The 26,278-nt window shown below is 73.5% G+C and carries 23 protein-coding genes; 11 read left to right on the forward strand and 12 right to left on the reverse strand.

The features are described from left to right. The first annotated feature begins 46 nt into the window (after window positions 1-46). The 3 genes from ctaC to E5225_RS07350 are packed head-to-tail and all read left to right on the forward strand — an operon-like array spanning window position 47 to window position 3,134. Window positions 47-919: an aa3-type cytochrome oxidase subunit II gene (ctaC, locus tag E5225_RS07340; RefSeq protein ID WP_135974843.1), complete on the forward strand. Its 873-nt coding sequence runs from the start codon at window positions 47-49 to the stop codon at window positions 917-919. Then, entirely contained in the window at window positions 919-2,739 is a 1,821-nt protein-coding gene (ctaD, locus tag E5225_RS07345; RefSeq protein WP_135974841.1) for an aa3-type cytochrome oxidase subunit I, read from the forward strand. The genes ctaC and ctaD overlap by 1 nt, the downstream gene beginning before the upstream one ends. After that, a complete protein-coding gene (locus tag E5225_RS07350; protein WP_135974839.1) occupies window positions 2,736-3,134 on the forward strand; it encodes a cytochrome c oxidase subunit 4 in 399 nt (132 codons plus the stop codon). The genes ctaD and E5225_RS07350 overlap by 4 nt, the downstream gene beginning before the upstream one ends. A 299-nt stretch (window positions 3,135-3,433) precedes the next feature. Here the strand turns inward: E5225_RS07350 and E5225_RS07355 are convergent, their stop codons facing one another. From E5225_RS07355 to ctaE, 5 genes are all read right to left on the reverse strand, one after another. Further along, a complete protein-coding gene (locus tag E5225_RS07355) occupies window positions 3,434-4,063 on the reverse strand; it encodes a superoxide dismutase (RefSeq protein ID WP_135974837.1) in 630 nt (209 codons plus the stop codon). A 126-nt stretch (window positions 4,064-4,189) separates the two neighbouring features. Next, a complete protein-coding gene (gene qcrB / locus E5225_RS07360) occupies window positions 4,190-5,965 on the reverse strand; it encodes a cytochrome bc1 complex cytochrome b subunit (RefSeq protein WP_135974834.1) in 1,776 nt (591 codons plus the stop codon). After that, on the reverse strand, window positions 5,962-7,017 hold the full coding sequence (qcrA, locus tag E5225_RS07365) for a cytochrome bc1 complex Rieske iron-sulfur subunit (RefSeq protein ID WP_135974850.1): 1,056 nt from the start codon (window positions 7,015-7,017) through the stop codon (window positions 5,962-5,964). Before qcrA ends, qcrB begins: the two co-directional genes overlap by 4 nt. A 2-nt stretch (window positions 7,018-7,019) precedes the next feature. Next, window positions 7,020-7,802 carry a cytochrome bc1 complex diheme cytochrome c subunit gene (qcrC, locus tag E5225_RS07370; protein ID WP_135974832.1) on the reverse strand — a complete coding sequence of 261 codons (783 nt, stop codon included), beginning with the start codon at window positions 7,800-7,802 and terminating at the stop codon, window positions 7,020-7,022. A gap of 67 nt (window positions 7,803-7,869) precedes the next feature. Next, window positions 7,870-8,508 carry an aa3-type cytochrome oxidase subunit III gene (ctaE, locus tag E5225_RS07375; RefSeq protein WP_135974831.1) on the reverse strand — a complete coding sequence of 213 codons (639 nt, stop codon included), beginning with the start codon at window positions 8,506-8,508 and terminating at the stop codon, window positions 7,870-7,872. A 199-nt stretch (window positions 8,509-8,707) separates the two neighbouring features. On the opposite strand from ctaE, the gene E5225_RS07380 reads away from it, so the two are divergent. Both E5225_RS07380 and trpD read left to right on the forward strand, forming a co-directional pair. Next, window positions 8,708-9,127, forward strand: a complete 420-nt coding sequence (locus tag E5225_RS07380) for a response regulator transcription factor (RefSeq protein ID WP_135974829.1) — start codon at window positions 8,708-8,710, stop codon at window positions 9,125-9,127. Next, on the forward strand, window positions 9,127-10,176 hold the full coding sequence (trpD, locus tag E5225_RS07385; RefSeq protein ID WP_135974827.1) for an anthranilate phosphoribosyltransferase: 1,050 nt from the start codon (window positions 9,127-9,129) through the stop codon (window positions 10,174-10,176). The genes E5225_RS07380 and trpD overlap by 1 nt, the downstream gene beginning before the upstream one ends. A gap of 14 nt (window positions 10,177-10,190) precedes the next feature. Here trpD and E5225_RS07390 read toward each other — a convergent pair whose 3' ends face one another. Together E5225_RS07390 and E5225_RS07395 are read right to left on the reverse strand one after the other, a co-directional pair. Continuing rightward, on the reverse strand, window positions 10,191-10,472 hold the full coding sequence (locus tag E5225_RS07390) for an Lrp/AsnC family transcriptional regulator (RefSeq protein WP_135974825.1): 282 nt from the start codon (window positions 10,470-10,472) through the stop codon (window positions 10,191-10,193). 8 nt (window positions 10,473-10,480) lie between these two features. Then, window positions 10,481-12,373, reverse strand: a complete 1,893-nt coding sequence (locus E5225_RS07395; RefSeq protein ID WP_135974823.1) for a DEDD exonuclease domain-containing protein — start codon at window positions 12,371-12,373, stop codon at window positions 10,481-10,483. Between the two features lie 82 nt (window positions 12,374-12,455). Between E5225_RS07395 and E5225_RS07400 the strand changes: the two genes are divergently transcribed. Then, window positions 12,456-13,868: an NYN domain-containing protein gene (locus E5225_RS07400; RefSeq protein ID WP_244243689.1), complete on the forward strand. Its 1,413-nt coding sequence runs from the start codon at window positions 12,456-12,458 to the stop codon at window positions 13,866-13,868. Window positions 13,869-13,925: 57 nt separating this feature from the next. Here the strand turns inward: E5225_RS07400 and E5225_RS07405 are convergent, their stop codons facing one another. Continuing rightward, on the reverse strand, window positions 13,926-15,734 hold the full coding sequence (locus E5225_RS07405) for an AMP-dependent synthetase/ligase (protein ID WP_135973679.1): 1,809 nt from the start codon (window positions 15,732-15,734) through the stop codon (window positions 13,926-13,928). Window positions 15,735-15,952: 218 nt separating this feature from the next. Between E5225_RS07405 and E5225_RS07410 the strand changes: the two genes are divergently transcribed. Next, the gene (locus tag E5225_RS07410; protein WP_135973680.1) at window positions 15,953-16,900 is read left to right on the forward strand and encodes an ROK family glucokinase; all 948 of its coding nucleotides are present in this window, start codon (window positions 15,953-15,955) and stop codon (window positions 16,898-16,900) included. Between the two features lie 37 nt (window positions 16,901-16,937). Here E5225_RS07410 and E5225_RS07415 read toward each other — a convergent pair whose 3' ends face one another. Then, on the reverse strand, window positions 16,938-17,549 hold the full coding sequence (locus E5225_RS07415) for a hypothetical protein (RefSeq protein ID WP_135973681.1): 612 nt from the start codon (window positions 17,547-17,549) through the stop codon (window positions 16,938-16,940). Window positions 17,550-17,667: 118 nt separating this feature from the next. Here E5225_RS07415 and E5225_RS07420 point away from each other — a divergent pair, with 118 nt between their 5' ends. The 3 genes from E5225_RS07420 to E5225_RS07430 all read left to right on the forward strand — a co-directional run bounded on the left by E5225_RS07420 (window position 17,668) and on the right by E5225_RS07430 (window position 21,216). Then, complete coding sequence (locus E5225_RS07420; protein ID WP_424945139.1) at window positions 17,668-18,462, forward strand: lysophospholipid acyltransferase family protein; 795 nt, start codon at window positions 17,668-17,670, stop codon at window positions 18,460-18,462. A gap of 184 nt (window positions 18,463-18,646) precedes the next feature. Continuing rightward, the gene (locus E5225_RS07425; protein WP_136225382.1) at window positions 18,647-19,867 is read left to right on the forward strand and encodes a pyrophosphate--fructose-6-phosphate 1-phosphotransferase; all 1,221 of its coding nucleotides are present in this window, start codon (window positions 18,647-18,649) and stop codon (window positions 19,865-19,867) included. Further along, window positions 19,864-21,216: a class II 3-deoxy-7-phosphoheptulonate synthase gene (locus E5225_RS07430; RefSeq protein ID WP_135973683.1), complete on the forward strand. Its 1,353-nt coding sequence runs from the start codon at window positions 19,864-19,866 to the stop codon at window positions 21,214-21,216. The genes E5225_RS07425 and E5225_RS07430 overlap by 4 nt, the downstream gene beginning before the upstream one ends. A gap of 88 nt (window positions 21,217-21,304) precedes the next feature. On the opposite strand, the gene pknB is transcribed toward E5225_RS07430, so the two are convergent. Next, entirely contained in the window at window positions 21,305-23,284 is a 1,980-nt protein-coding gene (gene pknB / locus E5225_RS07435; RefSeq protein WP_135973684.1) for a Stk1 family PASTA domain-containing Ser/Thr kinase, read from the reverse strand. A 49-nt stretch (window positions 23,285-23,333) separates the two neighbouring features. Continuing rightward, window positions 23,334-24,455 (reverse strand): lytic transglycosylase, encoded by a 1,122-nt coding sequence (locus E5225_RS07440; protein WP_243738247.1) that lies wholly within the window; start codon window positions 24,453-24,455, stop codon window positions 23,334-23,336. Window positions 24,456-24,633: 178 nt separating this feature from the next. Between E5225_RS07440 and E5225_RS07445 the strand changes: the two genes are divergently transcribed. After that, window positions 24,634-25,044 carry an Rv2175c family DNA-binding protein gene (locus tag E5225_RS07445; protein WP_135973686.1) on the forward strand — a complete coding sequence of 137 codons (411 nt, stop codon included), beginning with the start codon at window positions 24,634-24,636 and terminating at the stop codon, window positions 25,042-25,044. A 113-nt stretch (window positions 25,045-25,157) separates the two neighbouring features. On the opposite strand, the gene E5225_RS07450 is transcribed toward E5225_RS07445, so the two are convergent. Next, entirely contained in the window at window positions 25,158-26,273 is a 1,116-nt protein-coding gene (locus E5225_RS07450; RefSeq protein ID WP_135973687.1) for a polyprenyl synthetase family protein, read from the reverse strand. Window positions 26,274-26,278: the final 5 nt, after the last annotated feature.

Genomic DNA, 26,278 nt, shown 5'->3' on the forward strand with positions numbered 1-26,278 from the left:
CCCGTACGGGGCCACGGTCCGCTGGGACGCGAGTGGAAGGCCCCCCGTGCATCCGGATTCCCCCCGCCGCGCCCGGCGCGTGATCGCGGCCCTGCTGGCCTCGGCCACCGTGCTGGTGCTCAGCGGCTGCTCCGAGACGGTCCAGCGTGGCTGGCTCCCTGGCGACTCCGACCAGGAGGTCACCGACCAGACCGGTCGCGTCGTCTCGCTGTGGGTCGGCTCGTGGATCGCCGCGCTGATCGTCGGCATCATCACCTGGGGCCTGATCCTCTGGTGCGTCGCCGTCTACCGGAAGCGCAAGGACGACGACACGCTCCCCGTCCAGCTGCGCTACCACGTGCCGCTCGAAGTCATGTACGTGCTGCTCCCGATCGTGATGGTCGGCGTGCTCTTCTACTACACGAACCGCGACACCATGGCGATGCAGGACACGTCGGCCGAGCCGGACGTGAACATCCAGGTCGTCGGCAAGCAGTGGAGCTGGGACTTCAACTACCTGGACGAGGACGTCTACGAGACCGGGCAGCACGCCCGCAACGTCGGGGAGGACCCCGAGGCGCTCGACCGGCAGGTGACGCTCTACCTGCCCGTCGACCAGCGGGTGGAGTTCACGCTCGACGCGCGCGACGTCAACCACTCGTTCTGGGTGCCGGAGTTCCTCTACAAGATGGACATGATTCCGGGCGTCACGAACGTGTTCCAGGTGACGCCGACGCGTGAGGGCGTCTACCGCGGCAAGTGCGCGGAGCTCTGCGGCGAGGAGCACTCGTCGATGCTCTTCAACGTCGCCGTCGTCTCCCAGGAGGAGTACGACGCCCACATGGAGGAGCTGCGCGAGAAGGGTCAGACCGGCGCGCTCAGCCTCGAGTACAGCCGTCAGCACGACCTCCACGAGGTCGCAGGGGAGGACGAGAACTGATGGTCGCCCAGGCAGAGCGGATCCCGGGTCTGGCGCCGCGTCGCCAGTCGCTCGGCCGCACCGTCATCCGGTGGGTCACGTCGACCGACCACAAGACGATCGGGTACATGTACCTGATCACGTCGTTCATCTGGTTCGCCGTCGGCGGCATCCTGGCGCTGCTCATCCGCGCCGAGCTGTTCACGCCGGGCATGGACCTGTTCCAGTCCAAGGAGCAGTACAACCAGGCGTTCACGATGCACGGCACGATCATGCTGCTGCTGTTCGCGACACCGCTGTTCGCGGGCTTCGCGAACATCATCATGCCGCTGCAGCTCGGCGCCCCGGACGTGGCGTTCCCGCGGCTCAACATGTTCGCGTACTGGCTGTACCTCTTCGGTGGCCTGATCGCCGCGGGCGGCTTCCTCACCCCGCAGGGCGCGGCGTCCTTCGGCTGGTTCGCCTACACCCCGTTGTCGAGCACGGTGTACTCGCCGGGGCTCGGCGGTGACCTGTGGGTCTTCGGCCTGGCACTGACCGGGTTCGGCACGATCCTCGGCGCCGTCAACTTCATCACCACGATCATCACCATGCGCGCGCCCGGCATGACGATGTTCCGGATGCCGATCTTCACCTGGAACATCCTGGTCACGTCGCTCCTCGTGCTGATGGCGTTCCCGCCCCTGGCCTCGGCGCTCTTCGCGCTCGGCGCGGACCGCCGGCTCGGTGCGCAGATCTTCAACCCCGAGAACGGCGGCGCGCTGCTCTGGCAGCACCTGTTCTGGTTCTTCGGGCACCCGGAGGTCTACATCATCGCGCTGCCGTTCTTCGGCATCGTCACCGAGATCCTGCCGGTGTTCAGCCGCAAGCCGATCTTCGGCTACAAGGGCCTCGTCTACGCGACGATCGCGATCGCGGCGCTGTCGGTCACCGTGTGGGCGCACCACATGTACGTGACGGGCTCGGTGCTGCTGCCCTTCTTCTCCTTCATGACGATGCTCATCGCCGTGCCGACCGGTGTGAAGTTCTTCAACTGGATCGGCACGATGTGGCGCGGCAAGCTCACGTTCGAGACGCCGATGCTCTGGACGATCGGGTTCCTCGTCACGTTCCTGTTCGGCGGGCTGACCGGCATCATCCTGTCCAGCCCCGCGCTCGACTTCCACCTGTCCGACACGTACTTCGTGGTGGCGCACTTCCACTACGTCGTGTTCGGCACGGTCGTGTTCGCGATGTTCGCCGGCTTCTACTTCTGGTGGCCCAAGTTCACGGGGCGCATGCTCGACGAGCGGCTCGGCAAGGCCCACTTCTGGCTGCTGTTCGTCGGCTTCCACATGACCTTCCTCGTGCAGCACTGGCTCGGCGTCGTCGGGATGCCGCGTCGCTACGCCGACTACTCGCCGGCGGACGGCTTCACGTGGATGAACCAGCTGTCCACGGTCGGGTCGGTCATCCTCGCGGCCTCGACGCTCCCGTTCCTCTGGAACGTGTACGTGACCTGGCGCCACGCGCCCAAGGTCACCGTGGACGACCCGTGGGGCTACGGGGGCTCCCTCGAGTGGGCCACCAGCTGCCCGCCCCCGCGGCACAACTTCACGACGCTGCCGCGCATCCGCTCGGAGCGGCCGGCCTTCGACCTGCACCACCCCGAGGTCGCGGCCATGGACCAGGTCCAGCCCGACGATCCCGGCCCGCTCGACTGGACGTCCGACCGCGCCGGTGAGCGCGAGCTCGCCGAGGAGCGGGTGGCGAACGGCAGCGGCCAGGAGAGCAAGTCGTCCAGCACCGTCGTCGAGGACCGTCCCGAGGACGTCCAGCAGCGGCAGGAGGACGAGCGATGAAGTTCGAGGCGCGGCTCTTCCTCTACGGGGTCATGTTCTTCATCCCCGTCGGCCTCATCTACGCCTTCTGGAGCGGCGGTGAGCCCGTCGGCACCGTCGGCATCCCGCTCGTGGGCGGCCTGGTGGGCATGATCGGCGGCTACCTCGCCCTCCTCGCGCGGCGCATCGACGCCCGCCCGGAGGACGACGAGCTCGGCGAGATCGAGCAGGGCGCAGGCAACCAGGGCGTGTTCAGCCCGTGGAGCTGGTGGCCGCTCGTCATCGGCCTCGCGGCCGCGGTCGCCTTCCTCGCGATGGCGGTCGGCTGGTGGCTCATGGTGCCGGCCGTCGCGCTCGGCGCGATCGGCCTGGTCGGCTGGGTCTTCGAGTTCTCGCGGGGGCAGCACGCCCACTGAGGCGTCGGCCCCTCCCGTACGCACGGCTCGTCACGACTCGTCGTGACGAGCCGTCGTCGTCTCCGGTACGCGCGCGGGAGCGGGCGGGGGACGGGCACCGTGCCTGCCGTCCCCGAGGGGTGCCCGGGTCGTCGACGAGCAGCTCGGGCGCCCTCTGGTGAGCCACGTCCGTCGAGGCACCCGCGCGGGGCGTGACGGCATTGCCGTCGCCGGCCTGTCGGCGAGGGCCTGCGGGTCCCAGAACGACGACGGCCGCGCCCCCTCGGAGGGGACGCGGCCGTCGGACGACTGCGGTCGACTCAGACCGTCGGGACGATGAGCCCGGCCGTCTGCGTGCGCGCGCGCGTGAAGCGCTGCTCCGCGTCGGCCCAGTTCACGATGTTCCACCACGCCTTGACGTAGTCCGCCTTGACGTTGACGTAGTCGAGGTAGAACGCGTGCTCCCACATGTCGAGCATGACGACGGGAACCACACCGAGGGGGAAGTTGCTCTGCTGGTCGTACAGCTGGAAGATCGCGAGCTTCTGGCCCACGGAGTCCCACGCGAGCACGGACCAGCCGGACCCCTGGATGCCCGCGGCGTTGGCGGCGAAGTGCTTCTGGAACTTCTCGAACGAGCCGAAGAACTCGTCGATCGCCGCCGCGAGCTCGCCGGTCGGCTTGTCGCCGCCCTCGGGGGAGAGGTTCTGCCAGAAGACGGAGTGGTTGACGTGCCCGCCGAGGTTGAACGCGAGGTTCTTCTCGTGGAGGTTCACCGCGGCGAGGTCGTCCGCCTCGCGTGCGGCGGCGAGCTTCTCGAGGGCCGTGTTGGCGCCGGCGACGTAGGTGGCGTGGTGCTTGTCGTGGTGCAGCTCCATGATCCGGCCGGAGATGTGCGGCTCGAGCGCCGCGTAGTCGTAGGGCAGGTCCGGGAGCGTGTAGTCAGCCATCTGTTGCCTTCCTGCGTCGGGCCGCAACGGCGTGCTGCGGCGTCCTCAGAACGCCGACGCGGTGCCCACCCGCCGGAGCGGGAGGACACCGCGAGGGGCGTGTCACTCGTCAACCGTCGCGCGGGGTCACTTCTTCCGCGCGTCGTCGACAGTCTGGTCCACGGGTGCGACGAGGCGCGAGCCCCCGCCCGTGGGAGCCGGGTCGCCGGCGGGGACGTCGGCGCCCGAGATCGCGGCGTGCTCCTGGTGCACCGAGCCGAGCGAGTCGTGGTCACCGTGCGAGTGCGCCGAGGCCAGCTCGGCCGGCGTCACCGGCTCGACGCGGTCCTCGTAGAAGATCCGCGAGATGCGCTGACGCAGCTTGTCGCGGCGGTAGCCCTTGCGGCGCACGCCCCGCGAGTCCTCGGCCGGCTCGATCTCGAGCGGACGGTGCGCGTCGTGCTGCACGCGCAGCCAGCGCTCGTGCTCGTCGAGGGGCTTGTGGACCTCGATGTACTCGCCGGACGCGAAGCGGACGATCTGGCCCGTCTCGTGGCCGTGCAGCACCAGCTCCCGGTCCTTGCGCTGCAGCGCGAGGCAGATCCGCTTCGTGATGACGAAGGCGGCCCACGGACCGACGAAGAACAGGATCCGGAAGACCCACGTGATGTCGTTGATCGACAGCTGGAAGTGGGTGGCGATGAGGTCGTTGGACCCCGCCAGCACCAGGACGAAGAACGCGGTCAGGACCGAGACGCCGAACGCCGTGCGGAACGGGCGGTTGCGCGGGCGGTCGAGCACGTGGTGCTCGCGCTTGTCGCCCGTGACGGCCGCCTCGATGAACGGGTACAGGGCGAGCGCCATGAACAGGATGCCCGGGATCACGACCGCGGGGATCAGCACGTTGAGCGACAGCGTGAAGCCGTTCTCCCCGCCGATGACGATCTCGGTGCCCGCGCCGGGCATGAGGCGCAGCGAGCCCTCGAGGAACAGCATGTACCAGTCCGGCTGGGCGCCGGCCGACACGGGGGAGGGGTCGTACGGCCCGTAGTTCCACACCGGGTTGATGGACATCGTCGCGCCCATGAGCGCGATGATCCCGAAGACGATGAAGAAGTAGCCGCCGGCCTTCGCGACGTAGATCGGGAAGAGCGGGTAGCCGACGACGTTCGCGTTGGTGCGGCCCGACCCCGGGTACTGCGTGTGCTTGTGCAGCACGACGAGGAACAGGTGCAGGGCGATCAGCGCCAGGATGAGGCCGGGCACGAGCAGGATGTGCACCGTGAACAGGCGCGGGATCACGTCGTGCCCGGGGAACTCGCCGCCGAAGAGGAAGTACGACAGGTAGCTGCCGACGATCGGGATCGAGCGCACCACGCCGTCGGTGATGCGCAGGCCGTTGCCCGACAGCACGTCGTCCGGGAGCGAGTAGCCGGAGAAGCCGGCTGCGAGGCTGAGGATCAGCAGGACGAAGCCGACGACCCAGTTGACCTCGCGCGGCTTGCGGAAGGCGCCGGTGAAGAACACGCGCATCATGTGCGTGACGATCGCCGCGACGAAGATCAGCGCGGCCCAGTGGTGGATCTGCCGCATGAGCAGGCCGCCGCTGACCTCGAACGACAGGCGCAGCGTCGAGGCGAACGCCTCCGACATCTCCGCGCCGTGCAGCTCGGGCCAGGGGCCCTCGTAGTGCACCTCGTTCATGCTCGGGACGAAGAACATCGTCAGGAACACGCCCGAGATGAGCAGCGTGATGAAGCTGTACAGCGCGATCTCGCCCAGCAGGAAGGACCAGTGGTCGGGGAAGATCTTCCGCGCGAACTCCTTGACCGCGGTACCGATGCCGGTGCGCTGGTCGAGGTAGTCCGCGGTCCCCGCGGCGGCGCGTGCGCCGCGCGAGGGCGCGGTGGTCGTGGTGCTCATCGCAGACGCTCCCAGAAGCTCGGACCGACGGGCTCGTGGAAGTCGCTCTGCGCGACCAGGTAGCCCTCGTCGTCGACGGTGATCGGCAGCTGGGGCAGCGGCCGCGAGGCGGGACCGAAGACGACCTTCGCGCCGTCGGCCACGTCGAACGTGCTCTGGTGGCACGGGCACAGCAGATGGTGGGTCTGCTGCTCGTAGAGGGCCACGGGGCAGCCCACGTGCGTGCAGATCTTGGAGAAGGCGACGATGCCGTCGTACGACCAGCCGACGCCCTGCTCGGAGACGATGTCGCGCGGGTCGAGGCGGACGATCAGGACGACCGCCTTGGCCTTCTCGTCGAGCGGCGCGAGCGAGTCCTCGAGGCCCTCGGGGATGACGTGCACCACCGAGCCGATCGTCACGTCGGCGGCCTTGATGGGGCGTCCCGTCGGGTCGATCGTGAGCTTCTTGCCCCGCGACCAGAGCGTCCGCTTGAACTTGCTGATGTTCCAGTCCTCGCCGACCTCGCCGATCAGCGGCAGGACGAGCGTGAGCGGGAACAGGGCGAGCGACGACACCAGCGCGCCCTTGAGCAGGCCGCGGCGGCCGATGGCCGAGTCCTCGACGCCGTCCTTGAGCGTCTGCACCGCTTCCGCGCGCACCGTCGGGGTGCTGCGCTGGGCGTGCCGGTGCTCGAACTTCTCGTGGTCGTTCATGAGCGTCTTGGCCCAGTGGACGGCCGCGAGGCCGATGCCGAGCAGGGCCAGCGCGAGGCCGACGCCGAGTGCGAGGTTCGACGCGCGGATCGACTCGACGGTGCCCTCGGGGCGGATCGCGAAGTACGCCACGATGAAGCCGACGGCGCCGAGGATCGAGATCGCGAAGAGCGCGACGACCTGGCGCTCCGCCTTCTTGTTGGCGGCCGGGTCGACGTCGCCCTTGCGGGGACGGTGCGGGCCGAAGCCGGGGTTCTCGAACTTCTCGGGCGTCGTGTCGCCCTCGCGCAGGACGACGTCGGTCCCCGCGAAGTCGGCGGCGTCGTGCCCGCCGTCGTGGCCGTGGTCGTGGGTCATGCTCACGAGGACCTCGCTCCGATCCAGACTGCTGCGCCGATGAGAAGGCCCATGCCGACGACCCAGGCCCAGAGGCCCTCGCTGACCGGGCCGAGGGAGCCGAGGTCGACGCCGCCGGGCGAGCCCTCGCCCTGCAGCTCGAGGAAGGCGATGATGTCGCGCTTCTCCTCCGGCGTGAGGGTGGCGTCGTTGAACACCGGCATGGACTGCGGGCCCGTCACCATCGCCTCGTAGGCGTGCGTGGGCGTCGTCGCCCACAGGTTCGGGGCGTACTTGCCCTGCGAGAGGGCGCCGCCTGCACCGACCGCGTTGTGGCACATGGCGCAGTTCGTGCGGAAGAGCTCGAGACCGCTCGCGGGGTCGCCCAGCGCCGGGTCCACCTGCTCCGCGCTCGGGACAGCCGGACCGGGGCCGAGGGACGCGACGTAGGCCGCGAGGGCGGCGATCTGCTCCTCGTCGAACTGGACCGGCTTGGCCTGGATCTGCGCACCGTTCATCTGCGCCGGCATGCGGCCCGTGCCGACCTGGAAGTCGACCGCGGCAGCACCGACGCCGACCAGCGACGGGTACTCGTCCGTCCCGGTCCCGTCCGGCCCGTGGCAGGTCGCGCAGTTGGCCTGGAACAGCTTCTCACCGAGCTCGACCTGGTCCGCCGTCGCCGTCGGGGCGGCGTCGGCGGCGGTCGGCGCCAGCACGGCGTACAGCGCGCCGGTGAGCAGCAGCGCCAGCAGGAGCAGCACGACCGGCGCACGCCGGTCGTGCCTGCGGGCTGCGAGTGCCTTCACGGATCGGTCCTCGTCTCACGTCGGGGGAGTGTTCGGGTGGGGCGGTGGCGGCACCGGGCCGCCGGCGTCATCGGACGAGGTAGATGACCGCGAAGAGCGCGATCCAGACCACGTCGACGAAGTGCCAGTAGTAGGAGGTGACGATCGCGGTCGTCTCCTCGTGCTGGGTGAACCGCTTGGCGGTGAACGAGCGGCCGAGCAGGAACAGGAACGCGAGCAGACCGCCCACGACGTGCAGGCCGTGGAAGCCGGTCGTCAGGTAGAAGACGGAGCCGTACGGGGACGACGAGATCGTGAGGCCCTCGTGGACCAGCTCGGCGTACTCGAAGATCTGGCCGCCGATGAAGATCGCACCCATGACGTAGGTCAGGGTGATCCACTCGTTCATGCCCCAGCGCCAGAACTGCAGGAGCGAGCCGGTGCGCTGCGGCTGGAGCCGCTCGGCCGCCCAGACGCCCATCTGGCAGGTCACGGACGACAGCACCAGGACGGTCGTGTTCGCGAACGCGAACGCGAGGTTCAGCTTCTCGCTCTGGAGCGCGAACTCCTCGGGCACCGCCTGGCGGATCGTGAAGTACATCGCGAAGAGGCCGGCGAAGAACATGAGCTCGCTGGCCAGCCACACGATCGTCCCCACCGAGACGGGGTTCGGGCGGTTCACGGTCACGTGGGGCGCGGGGCGCGAGGCAGCCGTTGCGGTCGACACCACGCCATTATGGCTGACGCCGCGCGTGCGTGGGTCCTAGGGCCCGGTGCGGCAGGCGGGTATATGTCACACCGTCACCTCGTGCCGGGCGACGGGCGGGGCGCCGCTCACGGTACGTGTGCGGGCGGTACGCCCGCGCGCGGGGTGCTCGTGCCAAGATCCTCCCGGAGCACGTCGACGAGGAGTGAAGGGGCCAGCCATGAGCACCGCAGACCCGGGCAGCACCGCGCGGGGGCCGCGCATCCTGCTGTACAGCGACGACGTCGACGCACGTGACCAGGTGCGGCTCGCGGTGGGCCGGCGTCTCGGACGGGGCGAGCCCGACATCGAGTGGGTCGAGGTGGCCACGGCCGCCGCGGCGATCACCGAGACCGAGGCCGGCGACCTCGACCTGCTCGTCCTCGACGGCGAGGCCGACAAGGTCGGGGGCCTGGGCCTCGCGCGACAGCTCAAGGACGAGATCTTCCGGTGCCCGCCCGTGCTCGTGCTCACGGGCCGGCCGCAGGACGCGTGGCTCGCGTCGTGGTCGAACGCGGACGCGGTCGTCAGCCGCCCGCTCGACCCGGTGGTCCTGCACGACGCCGTGGAGCAGCTCGTGCGCGCCGGCACCCCCGCCTGATGGCCGCGGCGACCACCTGGCCGGACCTGCTCACGTCCCTCGTGCGGGGCGAGGACCTCATCAGCGCGCACACCGCCTGGGCGATGGACCGGATCATGAGCGGCGAGGCGTCGCCGTCGCAGGTCGCCGGGTTCCTCATCGCGCTGCGCGGCAAGGGGGAGACCGCCGAGGAGCTCGCCGGACTGGCCGACGCGATGCTGGCCCACGCGCGCCGCTTCGAGGTCCCCGGTCGTGCCGTCGACGTCGTCGGCACCGGTGGTGACCGCCTGCACACCGTCAACATCTCGACGATGGCGTCGATCGTCGTCGCTGGGGCGGGCCTGACGGTCGTGAAGCACGGCAACCGGGCGGCGTCGTCGTCGACCGGCACGGCGGACGTCCTCGAGGAGCTCGGCATCCGGCTCGACCTGCCGCTCGAGCGGGTGGCCGCCCTGGCGACCGAGGTGGGCATCACCTTCTGCTTCGCCGGTGCGTTCCACCCGTCCATGCGGCACGCGGCGGTGCCGCGCCGGGACCTCGGCATCGCGACCGCGTTCAACTTCCTCGGCCCGCTCACGAACCCGGCGCAGCCCTCCGCCAGCGCGATCGGCGTCGCGGACGCGCGGATGGCCCCCCTCGTGGCCGGCGTGCTGGCGCGCCGCGGGCGTGACGCCCTGGTGTTCCGCGGTGAGGCAGACGGCCTCGACGAGGTGGCCACCACGGGGCCGACGCGCTTCTGGGAGGTCCGGGAGGGCGCCGTCCGCGAGGAGCTCGTGGACTGGGCGGAGGTCGGCGTGGCACCGGTGACGGTGGACCAGCTGCGGGGCGGCGACGCGGCAGCGAACGCCGACGTCGTCCGCGCGCTCGTCGGCGGTGCGCGGGGGCCGGTGCGCGAGACCGTCGTCCTCAACGCGGCGGCCGCGTTCGTCGCCGACGGCACCCGGCCGGGCACCGGCGACGGAGCGCTCGTCGACCGTCTCCTGGCCGGCCGGACGATCGCCGAGGAGGCGATCGACGACGGCCGCGCGGCCGACCTGCTCGCGCGCTGGAAGGCGGCGGCCGCGGCCTGACCCGGCGGCGGTGCTCAGTCCTCGAGGCCGAGCGCGAACGCCTCCTCGAGGTCGTGCCGGGAGTAGGCGCGGAAGGCGATGTACGTCTGCGTCCGCAGCACGCCGGGGACCTTGCTGACGCGGCTGGCGATGACGTCGGCCAGCGTCTCGTGCTCGCGCACCCGCACGAGCGCGATCAGGTCCACCTCGCCGGTCACCGAGTAGACCTCGCTGACGCCCTCGATCTCGGCGATCTGTGCCGCGACCTCGGGGATGGCGGCGGCGTCGCAGTCGATGTGCACGATGGCGGTGAGCATGGCAGCCATCATGCCGTGCGCCGGGCGCCCTGCGCGGGGACGTCGGGGCCGGCGGGTGCGCTCGGTGCGCCCGCACCGGGACGCGCGGGCGGGACGTCGTCGAGGAGCGGCGGGCGCGGCAGCAGGAGGTCGACCGCGACGGCCGCCACCGCGTCGCGCACGGACTGCGCGGACCGCACCGGGGACGCCCACTCGCCGCTGATCTCGACGAGCCGCACGCCCGGCTGCTCGAGCCACGCGAGGACGAGGTCGGTCTCCTCCGGGTGCGCCGCCGTCGCGGGGGCCGTGGGTGCGGCGACGTGCTCCCCGGTCGCGCGGAGGGTCGCCACGACGGGCCGCGGGTCCGTGCGGCGGTCCACCCGTACCGTGCCGGCCAGGCGGCCGTGCCGGACGAGCACCAGCTCCCACCCGCCGTCGTCGGTCCGGCGGGCGGCGACGAGCTCGGCGCAGCGCGCCAGCGGCGCGTGCCGCTGCGTGCGGGCGGCGCCGCGCGCGAAGGCGAGCAGGCGGTCGCGCACGGTCGCGGCCTCCTCGAACCGCTCCTGCGCGACGAGCGTGCGGATGCGGGCCGCGTGGGCGGCGACGACCTCACCGGGGTCGCCCGCCATGGCGGCGCGCACCTGGTCGGCGACGGTGCCGTAGTCCGCGTGGTCCTGGCCGCCGGTGCACGGCGCGCCGCAGCGCCCCAGCTCCGCCAGCACGCAGGCATGGGCGCCGGCGGCCGGCAGGAGCGGCAGCCGGCGCGTGCACCGGCGGACGGCGAACGTCTCGTGCAGCGCCTCCACGGCGAGCTGCGCCGACGCCTGGGACGCGAACGGGCCGATGTGGGCGGTGCCGGACCGCACGTCGCGCACCACCGACAGGCGGGGGTAGGCCTCGTCCGTCAGGCGCACCCAGGGCATGCGCTCCGGGGCGCGCGAACGCCGGTTGTACCTCGGGGCGTGCTCGGCGATGAGGCGCAGCTCGCGTACGCGCGCCTCGAGCGGCGTGGCGCACACGACCGGGTCGACGCGCACGGCGAGCCGCACCATCTCGGTCATGCGGCCGCGCTTCTCGGCGGACGTGAAGTAGCTGCGTACCCGCTTGCGCAGCGACGTCGTCGACGTGCCGACGTACAGCACCTCCTCGCGCGGGCCGCGGAACAGGTAGACCCCCGGGGCGTCGGGCAGGCCGTCGGCCAGGGTGCTGCGTCGGCGGACGTCGCTCGGCACCGGGTCCGCCGCGTCCGCGAGGTCCTCGAGGTGCGTGACACCGAGCGGAGCCAGCCGGCCCAGGAGCGCGTGCAGCACGTCGACGGTCGCCCGCGCGTCCGACAGGGCGCGGTGGTTCGGCGCGACCTCCGCGCGGAACAGGGCGGCGAGCGTCGACAGCTTGTGGTTCGGCGCCTCGTCACGCAGCACCACGCGCCGTGCGAGGCGCACCGTGTCGACGACCTGGAAGCCCGGCCACGCGCGCTCGCACCGCGCCGCCGCCGCGCGCAGGAAGCCCACGTCGAACGGCGCGTTGTGCGCCACCAGCACGGCGCCGCGGGCGAACTCGAGGAAGCTCGGCAGCACCTCCTCGATGCGCGGGGCACCGACGAGCATCGAGGTCGTGATGCCGGTCAGCACCTGGATGAACGGCGGCACGGGCCCGCCCGGGTCGACGAGCGTCTGGAACTCGCCCAGGACCTCGCCGCCGCGCACCTTCACCGCGCCGATCTCCGTGATGGCGTCGGTACCCGCGCGCCCGCCGGTCGTCTCGAGGTCGACCACGACGAACGTGACGTCCGCCAGCGGCGTGCCGAGCTCGTCGAGGCCGGGTTGCACCGCCACCGCCGCCGGCGCGGGGGCGCCCGGGGGAGGCGGGACGGTTCCCGGGGTCTCGGCCCACACGGGGCGCAGACGGCGCACGCTCGGCATGGGCGGGACGGTACCGACGGGGTCCGACACCTCCGCCCGGGCCGCCGCCGTCCGGCGCGCCGCGCCCGCCTAGGCTGCACGGATGGGCGCTGCGGGGACGGGCACGGGGGACGGCGCCGCGTCCGTGCCCGACGACGCGGTCCCGGACGCGCTCCGGGCGATGCTCGTACGGGCCGCCGCGGACGTCCTCGGCGGGATGGAGCCGGCCGAGGTGCCGACCGCGCTGACGGCCGTCCGGCGGTTCGCACCGCGGCGCCGTGCGACGACCGGCGCCGTGCCGCTGTGGACCGCGCTGCGCACCGACGACGCGTTCCGGGCGCGCGTGGCCCGCGTCTGGGCAGCGGCGCACGAGGAGCCGGCGGGGACGGGGTCGGGCGAGGTCGACGACCACCCCGGCGACGACCGGCTCGAGGGGAGCGACCACGCCGCGGCCGGTGCCGCCGGCCGCGGCACGCCGCGTCCGTCCCTCGCGGCGGCGGCGGGCGCCTGGTTGCAGGGGCGCCCGTGGCGCCCCCTGGTCCCGCCGGCGCCCGGTGCGGGTGACGGGCCCGACGACGCGCCCGGCGCCGACCGCCCGTCCGACGCGCTGCGCCGCGAGGCCGAGCGCCTGCGCACCGCGCTCGGGGTCGCCCGGGACGCCGAGCGGGCGACGCGGGAGGAGCTCGCGTCGCTGCAGCGCGAGCTGCGGCGCCTGCGCTCCGACGCCGACCGTGCGCGCAGCGAGGCGCGGCGCCTGGCGGACGACGCCGCGGCGGACGCCGCGCGTGCGGCCGAGGAGCGGCGTGCGGCCGCGGACCTGGCCGCGCAGGCCGCCGACGCACGACGCGCCGCGGCGGCGGAGCGGGCGGCGGCACGCGACCAGGTGCGCACGGGCCGGGCCCTCGCGGACGCGCGGACCCGGCTCCTGCTGGACACGCTCCTCGACGCGGCGGCGGGTCTGCGGGCGGAGCTCGCCCTGCCACCGGTCGCGCGCACACCGGCGGAGATCGTCGCGCCGAGCGCCCCGCCCGCCGGCGACCGACCGACGTCGCGCGGCCGGACCGTCGAGGACCCGGCGCTGCTGGACGAGCTCCTGCGGCTCCCGCGCGCACACCTGCTCGTCGACGGCTACAACGTGAGCAAGACCGGGTGGCCGGGGTTGCCGCTGGCGGACCAGCGTCGGGTGCTCGTCGACTCGCTGGCCCGTCTCGTGGCGCACAGCGGCGCCGAGGTGACGTGCTGCTTCGACGGCGCCGACGGGCACCGGGCGCCGGCGCAGCAGCGCGGCGTCCGGGTGGCGTTCTCGTCGGGCGAGATCGCGGACGACCTGCTGCGTCGCCTCGTCGCGGCGGAGCCGGCAGCCCGGTGCTCGTCGTCGTCACGAGCGACCGGGAGGTCGTCCGCGACGTCGAGGCGGCCGGCGCCTGGGCGGTGCCGTCGGCCGTCCTGGTGGCCCGGCTGCGGCGCGTCTGAGGGCCGGACCGGCCGGTCCGCACGGGGACGGACCGGTCCGTGACGCACCGTGCCCCCGCCGCCCGGTGGGCGCGCGGGGGCACGGTCGGGCCTGCCGGCGTCAGTGCTCGCCGGCCGACTCGTACAGCGCCTCCACGTCGGCCGCGAAGTCCTTGAGCACCTCGACGCGGCGCACGCTCAGCTTGGGCGTGAGGTAGCCGTCCGCGATCGTCAGGTCGCGGTCGAGGATGCGGTACTTGCGGATCGACTCCGCCCGGGACACGGCGCGGTTCGTGCGTTCGACCGCCTTGTCGAGCGACGCCAGCACGTCGGGGTCCGTCGCGGCCTCGGCCAGCGACATCGGCGGCTTGCCGTGCGCGGTCAGCCACCCGGGCACCCCCTCGGGGTCGAGCGTGACCAGCGCGCCGATGAACGGCCGCTGGTCGCCGACGACCACGACCTGGCTGATGAGCGGGTGCGCCCGCAGCCGGTCCTCGAGCACCGCGGGGGCGACGTTCTTGCCGCCGGCCGTCACGATGATCTCCTTCTTGCGGCCCGTGATGCGCAGGTACCCGTCCTCGTCGATCGTGCCGAGGTCACCCGTGCGGAACCAGCCGTCGCGCATGGTCTCGGCCGTCGCCGTGGGGTTGTCGTGGTACCCGCGGAACACCTGGATGCCGCGGATCTCGACCTCGCCGTCCGCGGCGAGGCGCAGCGACGTGCCGGGCAGCGCGGGGCCGACCGTGCCGATCTTCGTGCGGCCGGGCAGGTTCACCGTGGCGGGCGCGGTGGTCTCGGTGAGGCCGTAGCCCTCGAGGACCTTGAGCCCGACGCCGCGGTAGAAGTGGCCGAGCCGCTCCCCGAGCGGCGCGCCGCCCGAGATCGCCCACTCGACCTGCCCTCCGAGCACCGCACGCAGCTTCGACAGCACGAGGACGTCGGCGACCTTGTGCTGCAGCCGCAGCCAGGGGCTCGGCCCCGACGGCGTGTCGAGCGCGCGCGAGTAGACGATCGCCGTCTTGGCGGCGCGCTGGAAGATCGCGCCCTTGCCGCCGGCGGCCGCCTTCTGCTCGGCCGAGTTGTAGACCTTCTCGAACACGCGCGGGACGGACAGGATGAAGGTCGGCCGGAAGGCGCCGATGCCCTCGACCAGCGTCTTCGTGTCCGGCCAGTGGCCCAGCACGGCGCCCGCGGGGATCGTCAGCACGTGCACGAAGCGCGCGAAGACGTGTGCGAGCGGCATGAACAGGAAGGTGCGTGCGCCCGGCGTCTGGACGACCTCCTTCAGCTTCTCGACCGCGTTCGTCGTCAGCTGCGCGAAGTTGCCGTGGGTCAGCTCGACGCCCTTGGGACGCCCGGTGGTGCCGGACGTGTAGATGATCGTCGCGACGTCGTCCCGCGCGGCGAGCCCCCGCCGCCGCGCGATCTCCTCGTCGGGCACGTCGGCACCGGCCGCGACGAGCGCGTCGACGGCTCCGTCGTCGATCACCAGCACCTCACGCAGGGTCGGTGCCTGCGCGCGGACCTCCTCGACCACGGCCGCGTGCTCGGGGGTCTCGACGACCAGCAGGCTCACGCCGGCGTCCGTGAGGATCCACTCGACCTGCTCGGCCGAGGACGTCTCGTACAGCGGCACCGGCACGGCGCCGGCGGCCCACGCGGCCCAGTCGAGCAACGACCACTCGTACCGCGTGCGCGACATGATGCCGACGCGGCCGCCGGGCGCGACGCCGCGCGCGACGAGGCCCTTGGCCACGGCGACGACGTGGTCGTCGTACGCGCGCGCCGTGAGGGGCTCCCACGTGCCGGCCGCGGTCACGCGCTCGACGACGGGACGGTCGGGCGTCGCGCGCACGCGCGCGGCGAAGAGGTCGTTGAGGTTGTCCGACGGGTCCGTCTCGACGAGCAGGGGGGTGTGGAACTCGTCCATGCTGACTCCAGTGGCAGGGGGGCGACGGGTGCGACGAGGATACGGGACCTGCGGTCCTGGTCAGCAGCCTCCGACCGGGTAGCGTCGCCCGTCTGCGAGGCGCGTGCCGGCCCCTTCCGGACCGGGTGCCGTGCGCGCGCTCCCACCGCGGACCGCTAGCGTGGTCCCGGCGCGCGCGGTGGTCGTGGGCGCGATCGACGGCAGGAGCGGACGAGGACATGCACGCCATCGGTGTCGACATCGGCGGGACGAAGATCGCAGCCGGAGTCGTGGACGACGACGGCGTCATCGTCGCCCAGACCCGTCGGGACACCGACCCGGACGACGTCGCGAGCATCGACGCGGCGATCGCGGACGTGTACCGCGAGCTGAGCGCCTCCTACGAGGTGCGCGAGGTCGGCCTCGCGGCCGCGGGGTTCGTCGCCGCCGACCGGTCCGGCGTGCTGTTCGCGCCCAACATCGCGTGGCGCGAGTACCCCCTGCGCGACAGGGTGGCGGCGCTCATCGGCGACCCGGCGGTGAAGATCGTCGTGGAGAACGACGCCAACGCGGCCGGCTGGGCGGAGTTCCGGTACGGCGTCGCACGCGACGTCTCGGACATGGTCATGCTGACGCTCGGCACCGGGCTCGGCGGCGCGATCGTCACGCACGGCAGGCTGGTGCGCGGCGCCTGGGGCGTCGCTGCGGAGATCGGGCACATGCGCGTGGTGCCGGGCGGGCACTACTGCGGCTGCGGGCACGAGGGCTGCTGGGAGCAGTACGTGTCCGGGTCCGCGCTCGTGCGCAACGCGCAGGCCGCGGCCGTCACCCAGCCCGAGCGGGCGGTGCGGCTCATCGAGCTCGCAGGCGGTCGGGCGGACAAGATCACGGGTCCGCTCGTGACCCAGTGCGCCCAGGAGGGCGACCCGCTCGCGACCGAGCTGCTGGGCGACGTCGCCCGGTGGGTGGGCGAGGGGGCCGCGACCGTGGCCGCCCTGCTCGACCCCGAGATGTTCGTGCTCGGCGGCGGGGTGAGCGCCGCGGGCGACCTCCTGCTCGCACCGGCGCGCAACGCGTACGCCGAGCAGCTGTCGGCACGCGGGCACCGTCCGGAGGCCGCGATCGTCGTCGCGTCCATGGGCAACGACGCCGGCATGGTCGGCGCGGCGGACCTCGCCCGCGTCTGAGGCGCACCACCCGGGCCGGTCGGGCCGGCGGCGCGCGTCAGACGACCGCGCCGGGGTCGTCGTCCGACGGGTCGCGGCGGTGGGGCATCCGCCACACCAGCACGCCCACGGCCACGACGAACAGCACGACCGCCGCACGGACCAGCAGCACGGGCGCGTCGCGCCAGCCGACGACGACCACGAGCAGGAAGAGCGGCACGCCGACCGCGGCGCTCCACGCCATCGTCAGCAGGGGCTCCCCGCCGAGGACCGGGCCGGGGTCCGGCGGGACGAAGTGCTCGGCCTCGTCGACGACGTCCTCGGCCGCGTCGTACTGCGACGTCCCGTCCCAGTCGCGGCCCGAGAGCCGCGCGGCGGGCTGGTCGTCCGCCGCCTCCGGCGTGCGGGCGGGATCGGACGCCGCCGGGCGCACGACGCGGCCCGACGACGGGCTCTCGGCGTCGGCCGCCAGGTCGACGTCCTGCAGACGCGCGACGATGGCCGCCCACACGGCGTCGTCGCCGGTGGCCGGTGGTCCGGCGGCGGGCGCCCCGTCGTCTCCACCGTCGCCAGCCCCGCGGCCGGCCGCGGGGGCGCCGCCGCCCGGCGCGGCCCCCTCGGCGGGGGACGTGTCGTCGGCACCGGCGGCGTCGTCGGGGCGTGCGGCCATGGGAGCACTCTAGAGTCGGACCCGACGTGCCGGCCCCCGCGGGTCGGCGACAGGTCCGCACCGCGCCCGGGCAGGGCCGTACGCGGCGTCGGCGCGGGCGTCAGGACGAGGAGACACGTTGTTCTACTGGTTGATGAAGCGGGTGTTCGTCGGGCCCCTGCTGCACCTGGTCTACCGGCCGTGGGTGCGGGGGGCCGAGAACGTGCCCGCGGAGGGGGCGGCGATCCTCGCGAGCAACCACCTCGCGGTCATCGACTCGTTCTTCCTCCCGCTCGTGCTCGACCGCGAGATCGTGTTCATCGGCAAGCAGGAGTACTTCACCGGCCGCGGCCTCAAGGGGCGTCTGACGGCGGGCTTCATGCGCGGCGTCGGGACGATCCCGGTGGACCGCGGCGGCGGCAAGGCGAGCGAGGCAGCCCTGCGCACGGGCCTCAAGCGCCTGCGCGAGGGCGGCCTGTTCGGCATCTACCCCGAGGGCACGCGCAGCCCGGACGGCCGCCTCTACCGCGGCAAGACCGGCATCGCCCGCCTCGCGCTCGAGTCCGGTGCGCCGGTCGTCCCGCTGGCGATGGTCGGCACCGATGTCGCACAGCCGCTCGGCCGCAAGATCCCGAAGGTCATGCGCATCGGCGTCGTCATCGGCGAGCCCCTCGACTTCAGCCGCTACCGCGGCATGGAGAACGACCGCTTCATCCTCCGGTCGGTCACCGACGAGATCATGTACGCGATCATGAGCCTGTCCGGCCAGGAGTACGTCGACGTGTACGCGGCCACCCAGAAGGCCCGCATCGCCACCGGGCACCCGGCCGCGGACGAGGCCGGGCAGCTCCCGGACGCACCCGGCGGACGACCGCGTCCCGATGTCCAGGTTCCGGTCCCGCCGGAGGACGGCCCGTCCGCGTCAGTAGGATGAGGTCGGTCCCGGCCGTGTGCCGGGGGCGTGCGCACCGTGCCGGTGCGACCGCCGTGCCGCACGACCCGTCGTCGCCGCGCCCGGACCTCGGTCCCGCGCCCCCGGCCCGACGGGGAGGCACGCTGGGCGCGTCCGCCGACGCGGACGCCGCAGTCCTGTGCTCGACCAACGAGAGGTGTCTCCCATGTCGGTCCGTCGCGTCGCACTCCTGACCGCCGGCGGTTTCGCTCCGTGCCTGTCCTCCGCCGTCGGGGGGCTCATCGAGCGCTATACGGAGATCGCCCCCGAGGTCGAGATCATCGCCTACCAGCACGGGTACCACGGTCTGCTCCTCGGCGAGAAGCTCGTCGTGACGCCCGAGGTGCGCGCCAGGGCCGGCGTGCTGCACCGGTTCGGCGGGTCGCCGATCGGCAACTCCCGCGTCAAGCTCACCAACGCGGCCGACTGCGTCAAGCGCGGCCTCGTGCAGGAGGGCCAGGACCCGCTGCAGGTCGCGGCGGAGCAGCTCAAGGCCGACGGCGTCGACGTGCTGCACACGATCGGCGGCGACGACACGAACACGACGGCTGCCGACCTGGCGGCCTACCTGCACGAGAACGGCTACGAGCTCACGGTCGTCGGCCTGCCCAAGACGATCGACAACGACGTCGTGCCGATCCGCCAGTCGCTCGGTGCGTGGACCGCGGCCGAGGAGGCCGCGGGCTTCGCCGCCAACATCATCGGCGAGCACCGCTCCGGGCCGCGCATGCTGATCGTGCACGAGGTCATGGGCCGGCACTGCGGGTGGCTCACGGCGGCGGCGGCGGCGGAGTACCGCAAGTGGCTCGACCTGCAGGAGTGGGTCCCCGGCATCGGCCTGACGCGCGAGCGCTGGGACGTGCACGCCGTCTTCCTGCCCGAGCTGGCGCTCGACATCGACGCCGAGGCCGAGCGCCTCAAGGCGATCATGGACGAGCAGGGCAACGTCAACGTCTTCCTGTCGGAGGGTGCGGGCATGCACGAGATCGTCGAGCAGCTCGAGGCGGCCGGCGAGACCGTCCAGCGCGACCCGTTCGGCCACGTCAAGCTCGACACGATCAACCCGGGGCAGTGGTTCGCGAAGCAGTTCGCGAAGAAGCTCGGCGCCGAGAAGACCATGGTGCAGAAGTCGGGCTACTACTCGCGCGCCGCGGCCGCCAACGCCGAGGACCTGCGCCTCATCAAGTCGATGACCGACTTCGCCGTCGACTCCGCGCTGCGCGGGGAGTCCGGCGTCATCGGGCACGACGAGGAGCAGGGGGACCGGCTGCGTGCCATCGAGTTCCCGCGCATCGCCGGCGGTAAGGCGTTCGACGTGACGCAGCCGTGGTTCGGCGCACTCCTCGCGGACATCGGGCAGCCCCTCGTGCCGGCGAGCCACGCATGAGCGTCGAGCCGGACCCGCGGGTCGTCGAGGGCCTCGACGCGTGGGAGGGCCTGACGGCGCTCCAGCAGCCGCAGTGGCCCGACCGCGCCGAGCTCCGTCGCGTGCGCGACCGGCTCGCGACGCTGCCCCCGCTCGTGTTCGCGGGCGAGGCGGACGCGCTGCGCGCCCAGCTCGCGGCCGCGGGCCGCGGCGAGGCGTTCGTGCTGCAGGGCGGCGACTGCGCGGAGACGTTCGCGGACTCCACCGCGGACAACATCCGCAACAAGATCAAGACGATCCTGCAGATGGCGGTCGTGCTCACGTACGGCGCGAGCCTGCCGGTCGTGAAGATGGGTCGCATGGCGGGGCAGTACGCCAAGCCGCGGTCGTCCGACAGCGAGACGCGCGGCGACGTGACGCTGCCCGCGTTCCGTGGCGACATCATCAACGGGTACGACTTCACGCCGGAGGCGCGGACGCCCGACCCGCAGCGGCTGCTCGAGGCGTACCACACGTCGGCGTCGACGCTGAACCTCATCCGCGCGTTCACGACGGGCGGCTTCGCGTCGCTGCTGCGGGTGCACGAGTGGAACCGGGGCTTCACGACCAACCCCGCGTACGCGCGCTACGAGGAGATCGCCGCGGAGATCGACCGCGCGATCCGGTTCATGGCGGCGTGCGGCGCGGACTTCGACGCGCTGCGCACCGTCGACTTCTACGCGTGCCACGAGGGCCTGCTGCTGGACTACGAGCGCCCCCTCACGCGCGTCGACTCGCGCACCGGGCTGCCGTACGACTGCTCGGCCCACCTCCTGTGGATCGGGGAGCGCACGCGCCAGCTCGACGGCGCGCACGTCGACTACTTCTCGCGCGTGCAGAACCCGCTCGGCGTGAAGCTCGGCCCGACCTCCACCGGTGACGACGCGATCGCGCTCATGGACAAGCTCAACCCGTCGGGGGAGCCGGGGCGGATCACGTTCGTCACGCGCATGGGTGCCGGCAAGGTCCGCGACCTGCTGCCCGCGCTCGTCGAGAAGGTCACGGCCGACGGACGCCCCGTCACGTGGGTGTGCGACCCGATGCACGGCAACGGCATCACGTCGGCGTCCGGGTACAAGACCCGCCGGTTCAGCGACGTCATCGACGAGGTGGCCGGCTTCTTCGAGGTCCACCGCGCGCTGGGCACCGTGCCGGGCGGCCTGCACATCGAGCTCACCGGCGACGACGTCACCGAGGTGCTCGGCGGCTCGGAGGAGATCGACGACGAGGGCCTCGCGCGCCGGTACGAGACGCTCGTCGACCCGCGGCTGAACCACCAGCAGTCGCTGGAGATGGCGTTCCGCGTCGTGGAGCTGCTGCGCCGGGCGTGAGCCGACCGAGGCCCGCACGGCGACGCCCCGACCTGCCTCGCAGGTCGGGGCGTCGTGTGTCCGGGGGTGCCGCCGGGCGTCCGTCGCCTCAGACGACCGTCAGCGTGATGGTCGACCCCTTCGGGGCCGTCTCGCCGCCGGCGACGCTCTGGTCGACCACCCGGCCGATGAGGCCGCCCCAGCTGTTCTTCCGGTCGACGCGGAACCCCGCCGCCTCCAGCGTCGCCTTCGCGTCGTCGAAGCCGGTCTGGATCACGTTGGGCACCTGAACGGGCTCGGGGCCCTTCGAGACCGTCACCTCGACCGTGTCGCCGCGGTGGGCGGTCGCCCCCGCCTTCGGCAGCTGCTCGATGATCTGCCCGGCGGGCACGGTGTCGGAGAAGGCCTCGGTCGGCGTCACCGCCAGCGCGTCGGGCGCGAGCTGTTCGGTGGCGCGCTGGACCGAGATCCCCACGACCGACGTCACCGTCACCGGCGCCGGGCCGTCCGAGAGGACCAGGTCCACGGCGCTGCCCCGCTTCACCTGCGCGGCGTCCGTGACCGGGGTGCCGTCGGGGAGCGTCGCGCGCAGCACCAGGCCGCGCGCCACGTCGTCGCTGTGCTCGGGGTCGCCGTAGGCGGCGGTGAGCTCCGCGGCCTGCAGGGCGGCCTCGGCGGCCGCCTGCTCCTGGCCGACGAGGCCGTCCGGCACGTCGACGAGGTCGACGCCCCGCGACACCGTGTAGGTCACCGCGCCGTCCTTGCGGACCGGGTCGCCCGGGCCCGGGTCCGTGGCGACGACCGACCCCGCCGGCACGTCGTCGTCGAACGCCTCGGCCCGCTCGTGGCGCAGCCCGGCGTCCTCGAGCGCCGAGACGGCGTCCGCCTCGGTGAGGTCCACGACCGCCGGCACCGCGGTGTAGGCGCCGGGGCCGTGCTCGAGGTACCACCACGTGCCCAGCCCCACGAGCGCCAGCACGGTCGCCACGGCCACGGGCAGCACCCAACGCGGGCGGCGGGCGCGGTCGCGCTCGGCGCCCGCGGGTGGCGGCTGGGGCGCCGAGACGCCCAGGCCGATGGGCAGCGCGACGGTGCCCCCGCGGCGGTCCGCCGGGGACAGGCGCGTGGTCGCCGCGTGGTCGAGGTCCTCGTCGTCGAGGTCCGCGTCGCCCGTCGCCGCGGGCAGCGTGACCGTCGGCGGGACGTCGGCCCGGCGGTCGAGGGTGGCGTCGTCGAGGCTCGCGCGCGTGCGGCGCAGCAACTGGCACGCCGCGGTGGCGTCGACGGGGCGGTCGTCGGCGTCGCGCGCGGCGAGCGCGGCGACGAGCTCGTCGATCTCGGACGGCAGCCAGTCGACCAGGGTCGACGGCGCCGGGACCTCGGAGCTGACGTGCTGGAAGGCCACCTGGATCGGGGTCTCCCCGGTGAACGGCTGACGGCCCGTGAGCATCTCGTACAGCAGGACGCCGCAGGCGTACACGTCGGTCCGCGCGTCGCTCACCCCGCGCGTGACGAGCTCGGGGGCAAGGTACGCGACCGTGCCGAGGACCGTGCCGGTCGTGGTCGACGTCACCTCGGTCACGGCACGCGCCAGGCCGAAGTCGCCCAGGCGCACCCGGTCGTCCTCGCTCATCAGCAGGACGTTCTCGGGCTTGACGTCGCGGTGCACGAGTCCGGCGCGGTGCGCCGCGGCCAGCGCGTCCAGCACCGACTCCAGGACGCGCAGCGACTCACGGACCGTGAGCGCACCCTCCTCGGAGATGCGGCGGCGCAGGTTCGCGCCGTCGACGTACTCCATCGTCAGGTAGCTGGTGTCGCCGTCGACGCCCTGGTCGTAGACGCCGACCAGACCGGGGTGCGTCAGCCGCGCGGCAGTGCGGGCCTCCCGGCGGAAGCGCGCGACGAAGGCGCTGCCCGACGCGCCCTCCGCGAGGTGGGGGTGCATGACCTTGAGCGCGACCTCGCGGTCGAGCCGGCGGTCGACGGCCAGGTACACCGTCGCCATTCCGCCGCGCGCGAGGCGCGAGACGACCTCGTACCGGCCGTCGACCAGGCGGCCGACGAGCGGATCGGTGACGGTGGCTCCCACGCGCGGAAGTCTACGGGCGGGGGCGCGCCGATACGGGGAGCCGTGCCGGTCAGCGGAAGCGCGTCATCAGCGTCTGCACGTTCGCGACGTACCGCCGCGTGTCGGCGTACATGCCGTTGCGCTGCACCGAGGACGCGCCCTGGTAGTAGGACGCGATCGCCGTCGGCAGGTCGGGGGACGTGCGCACGAGCGAGCGGAGGATGGCGACGCCGGCCACGACGTTGTCGTCCGGGTGCAGGAGGTTGAGCTGCCGGCCGACCATGTCGGAGGCCCACTGGCCCGACGACGGGATGACCTGCATGGCGCCGATGGCGTTGGCGGGGGAGACGGCGCTGTGGTTGAAGCCGGACTCCTGGAACGCGATCGCCTGGGCCAGGGACGCGTCGACGCCCATGGACCGTGCGGTGGCCGCCACCTTCGCCTGCATCTGGTCGCGCGACGGCACCCCGGCGGCGAGCAGGCTGGCCTTGTTCTCGTTGGCGGAGGCGACGACCTTGTCGGAGTAGGTGCGCCCGGCGAAGGTGTTCCCGACGAGGCCGGTCGACGCGGCCGCGGGTGCGGTCGCCGCCCCCGCGCCGGGGACCACGAGCCGCTGTCCCGCCCGGATGAACGCGCGCGCGTCCAGGCCGTTGGCGGCGACGACGGCGGCGACGGTGGTGCCGTGCGCCCGGGCGATCCCCGAGACGGTGTCGCCGGTGCGCACGGTGTAGGTGCCCCCGGTCGGGGCCGCGGCCGCCGGCGCCGGGGCAGCGCTGGCCGCCCCGGGGATCCTGAGCGTCTGCCCCGCCCGGATGAACCCGCGCGCGTCGAGGCCGTTGGCCGCCACGACGGCCGGCACGGTCGTGCCGTGCGCTCGGGCGATCGCGGAGACCGTGTCGCCCGTCCGGACGGTGTAGCTGCCGGACGCGGCTGCGGCCGCCGGGGCCGGCGCGGCGCCCGTGGCGGGAACGAGCCGGAGCACCTGTCCGACGCGGATGCGCGACGGGTCGGCCAGCGCGTTGCCGGCTGCGAGCGCCCGCACGTTCGTGCCCGTGCGCTTCGCGATGGCGGACAGCGTGTCGCCCTCGCGGACGGTGTAGGTGTCGGCGGCGTGGCCGGCGGTGCCGGTGACGGCGATCGCGACCGTGGCGAGCGCGAGCGTCGCGCCCGTGCCGGTCGCGACGCGGGTCATCGGATTCGTGCGACGGCGAGCGGCTGCGGGCATTGGGTCCCCCCCGGGATGTGGCACAGGAGGCTCCTGTGGCGCGTGTTGCTGGTGTGACAGAAGTCGACGCTAGAGGACGATGGACGCCGGGGAAAGCGCGCGGCCCGAATTACAGGCGTGTGGTCGAGCGCCGTAGGCTGACCGGGTGAGCGCACGCACCACTCCCGACGACCTCGTCGACGCCTGGCTGACCGTCCCCGACGTCGCCGAGCGGCTCGGCACCGACGCCGGCCGCGTCCGGCGCATGCTGCAGGAACGCCGCATCGTGGGCGTCCGCCGCGGCGAGCCGCCGGTCATGAGCATCCCCGAGGCGTTCCTCGTGCCCGGGCACCTCGCGAATCCCGCGGCCCCCAGCCGCGCCGAGGACCTGCCCGAGTGGACCGTCCTGGCCGCGCTCCAGGGCACGCTGACCGTGCTCGCCGACACGGGGTTCGCCGACGAGGAGGCCGTCGTCTGGCTGTTCTCGCCCGACGAGCAGCTCGGCACCACGCCCGTCGCGGCGCTGCGCAGCGGGCGCAAGACCGAGGTCCGCCGCATCGCGCAGGCGCTCCTCTGAGCCAGGAGTCTCCGAGGCAGGGCCTCTGAGGTAGGCCCCCCCGAGGCGGGACTCCTCGGACGCACGGGCGGCTCTGGCGTGGCGCCGGGCCGGGCCGCGCGACGGCCGGACCGTCAGGCGCGGCGGTCGACCGCCGCGCGCGCCAGCGCGAGGAGCTGCCCGCGAGCGGGCTCGGGCCATCCGCGCGCGTCGAGGGCGGCGAACGCGCGCGCGGTGAGGTCGTCGATGAGCTGCTCGACCTCGGTCGGCGCGCCGGTGGCCGTGATCGTGGCCGCGAGGGAACGCACCCGCTCGTCGCTGAGCGTCCGGTCGCCGAGGCCGCTCGTGAGCGCGTGCACCGTGGCGTCGTCGCCGGCCGCGCGGGCGTTCCGCAGTGCGCGCGCGACGAGCACGGTGCGCTTCCCCTCGCGCAGGTCGTCGCCCGCCGGCTTGCCGGTGGTCGCGGGGTCGCCGAACACCCCGAGCAGGTCGTCGCGCAGCTGGAACGCCTCGCCGAGCGGCAGCCCGACCTCCCGGCAGCCCGCGAGCGCGGACTCGTCGGCGCCCGCGAGCGCGGCACCGAGCACGATCGGGTGCTCGACGCTGTAACGCGCGGACTTGGTGCGCAGCACGTCGAGGGCGCGTCGCTCGTCGCCGTCGTCGTCGCCCCAGGGGAGGGCCTGCGCGAGGACGTCCAGGAACTGCCCGACGGTCACCTCGGTCCGCATCCGGTCGAACACGGTGCGTGCGGTCGTGGCGACGTCGTCGGGCAGCGGGCCGACGGCCTCCGCCCACTCGCGCTCGCTCGCCACGAGAGCGAGGTCGCCGAGCAGGATCGCCGCCGCCGACCCGAAGCGCTCGCCGTCGCCGAGCAGGCTGCGCGCGGTGTGGTCGCCGGCGAACACCCGGTGGGCCGCGGGCAGGCCGCGGCGGGTGTCGGAGTCGTCCATGACGTCGTCGTGGAAGAGGGCGGCTGCCTGGAAGAGCTCGAGGGCCGCGCCGACGCGCAGGACGGCCGACTCCTGCGGCGTGCCCGGCGTGCCGCCGTGCGCCCGCCACGACCAGTAGCAGAAGGCCGCCCGCAGCCGCTTGCCGCCGGCGACCATGCGCTCCACCGCGTCGACGAGGGGCGCGGCGTCGGGCGACAGGGAGGCGACCTCGATCCGCAGCCGCGCGACGTGACCGGCCAGGGCCGCGTCGACCCCCGCGCGGAGGTCGACGAGGTCCACGTGCGGGGGCGCGTCGGTCACCCGAC

The organism is Cellulomonas shaoxiangyii, from assembly GCF_004798685.1.
In the GTDB taxonomy this organism is placed as follows: domain Bacteria; phylum Actinomycetota; class Actinomycetes; order Actinomycetales; family Cellulomonadaceae; genus Cellulomonas; species Cellulomonas shaoxiangyii.

What these genes read in the sequence shown, in the direction of transcription:
- E5225_RS07380 (WP_135974829.1), top strand. Translation starts at nt 8,708, where the DNA reads ATGAGCACCGCAGACCCGGGCAGCACCGCGCGGGGGCCGCGCATCCTG.
- trpD (WP_135974827.1), top strand. Translation starts at nt 9,127, where the DNA reads ATGGCCGCGGCGACCACCTGGCCGGACCTGCTCACGTCCCTCGTGCGG.
- qcrB (WP_135974834.1), bottom strand. Translation starts at nt 5,965, where the DNA reads ATGAGCACCACGACCACCGCGCCCTCGCGCGGCGCACGCGCCGCCGCG.
- E5225_RS07430 (WP_135973683.1), top strand. Translation starts at nt 19,864, where the DNA reads ATGAGCGTCGAGCCGGACCCGCGGGTCGTCGAGGGCCTCGACGCGTGG.
- E5225_RS07440 (WP_243738247.1), bottom strand. Translation starts at nt 24,455, where the DNA reads ATGACCCGCGTCGCGACCGGCACGGGCGCGACGCTCGCGCTCGCCACG.
- E5225_RS07400 (WP_244243689.1), top strand. Translation starts at nt 12,456, where the DNA reads ATGGGCGCTGCGGGGACGGGCACGGGGGACGGCGCCGCGTCCGTGCCC.
- E5225_RS07390 (WP_135974825.1), bottom strand. Translation starts at nt 10,472, where the DNA reads ATGCTCACCGCCATCGTGCACATCGACTGCGACGCCGCCGCCATCCCC.
- qcrA (WP_135974850.1), bottom strand. Translation starts at nt 7,017, where the DNA reads ATGACCCACGACCACGGCCACGACGGCGGGCACGACGCCGCCGACTTC.
- E5225_RS07410 (WP_135973680.1), top strand. Translation starts at nt 15,953, where the DNA reads ATGCACGCCATCGGTGTCGACATCGGCGGGACGAAGATCGCAGCCGGA.
- E5225_RS07425 (WP_136225382.1), top strand. Translation starts at nt 18,647, where the DNA reads ATGTCGGTCCGTCGCGTCGCACTCCTGACCGCCGGCGGTTTCGCTCCG.
- E5225_RS07355 (WP_135974837.1), bottom strand. Translation starts at nt 4,063, where the DNA reads ATGGCTGACTACACGCTCCCGGACCTGCCCTACGACTACGCGGCGCTC.
- E5225_RS07405 (WP_135973679.1), bottom strand. Translation starts at nt 15,734, where the DNA reads ATGGACGAGTTCCACACCCCCCTGCTCGTCGAGACGGACCCGTCGGAC.
- E5225_RS07415 (WP_135973681.1), bottom strand. Translation starts at nt 17,549, where the DNA reads ATGGCCGCACGCCCCGACGACGCCGCCGGTGCCGACGACACGTCCCCC.
- E5225_RS07350 (WP_135974839.1), top strand. Translation starts at nt 2,736, where the DNA reads ATGAAGTTCGAGGCGCGGCTCTTCCTCTACGGGGTCATGTTCTTCATC.
- E5225_RS07395 (WP_135974823.1), bottom strand. Translation starts at nt 12,373, where the DNA reads ATGCCGAGCGTGCGCCGTCTGCGCCCCGTGTGGGCCGAGACCCCGGGA.
- ctaD (WP_135974841.1), top strand. Translation starts at nt 919, where the DNA reads ATGGTCGCCCAGGCAGAGCGGATCCCGGGTCTGGCGCCGCGTCGCCAG.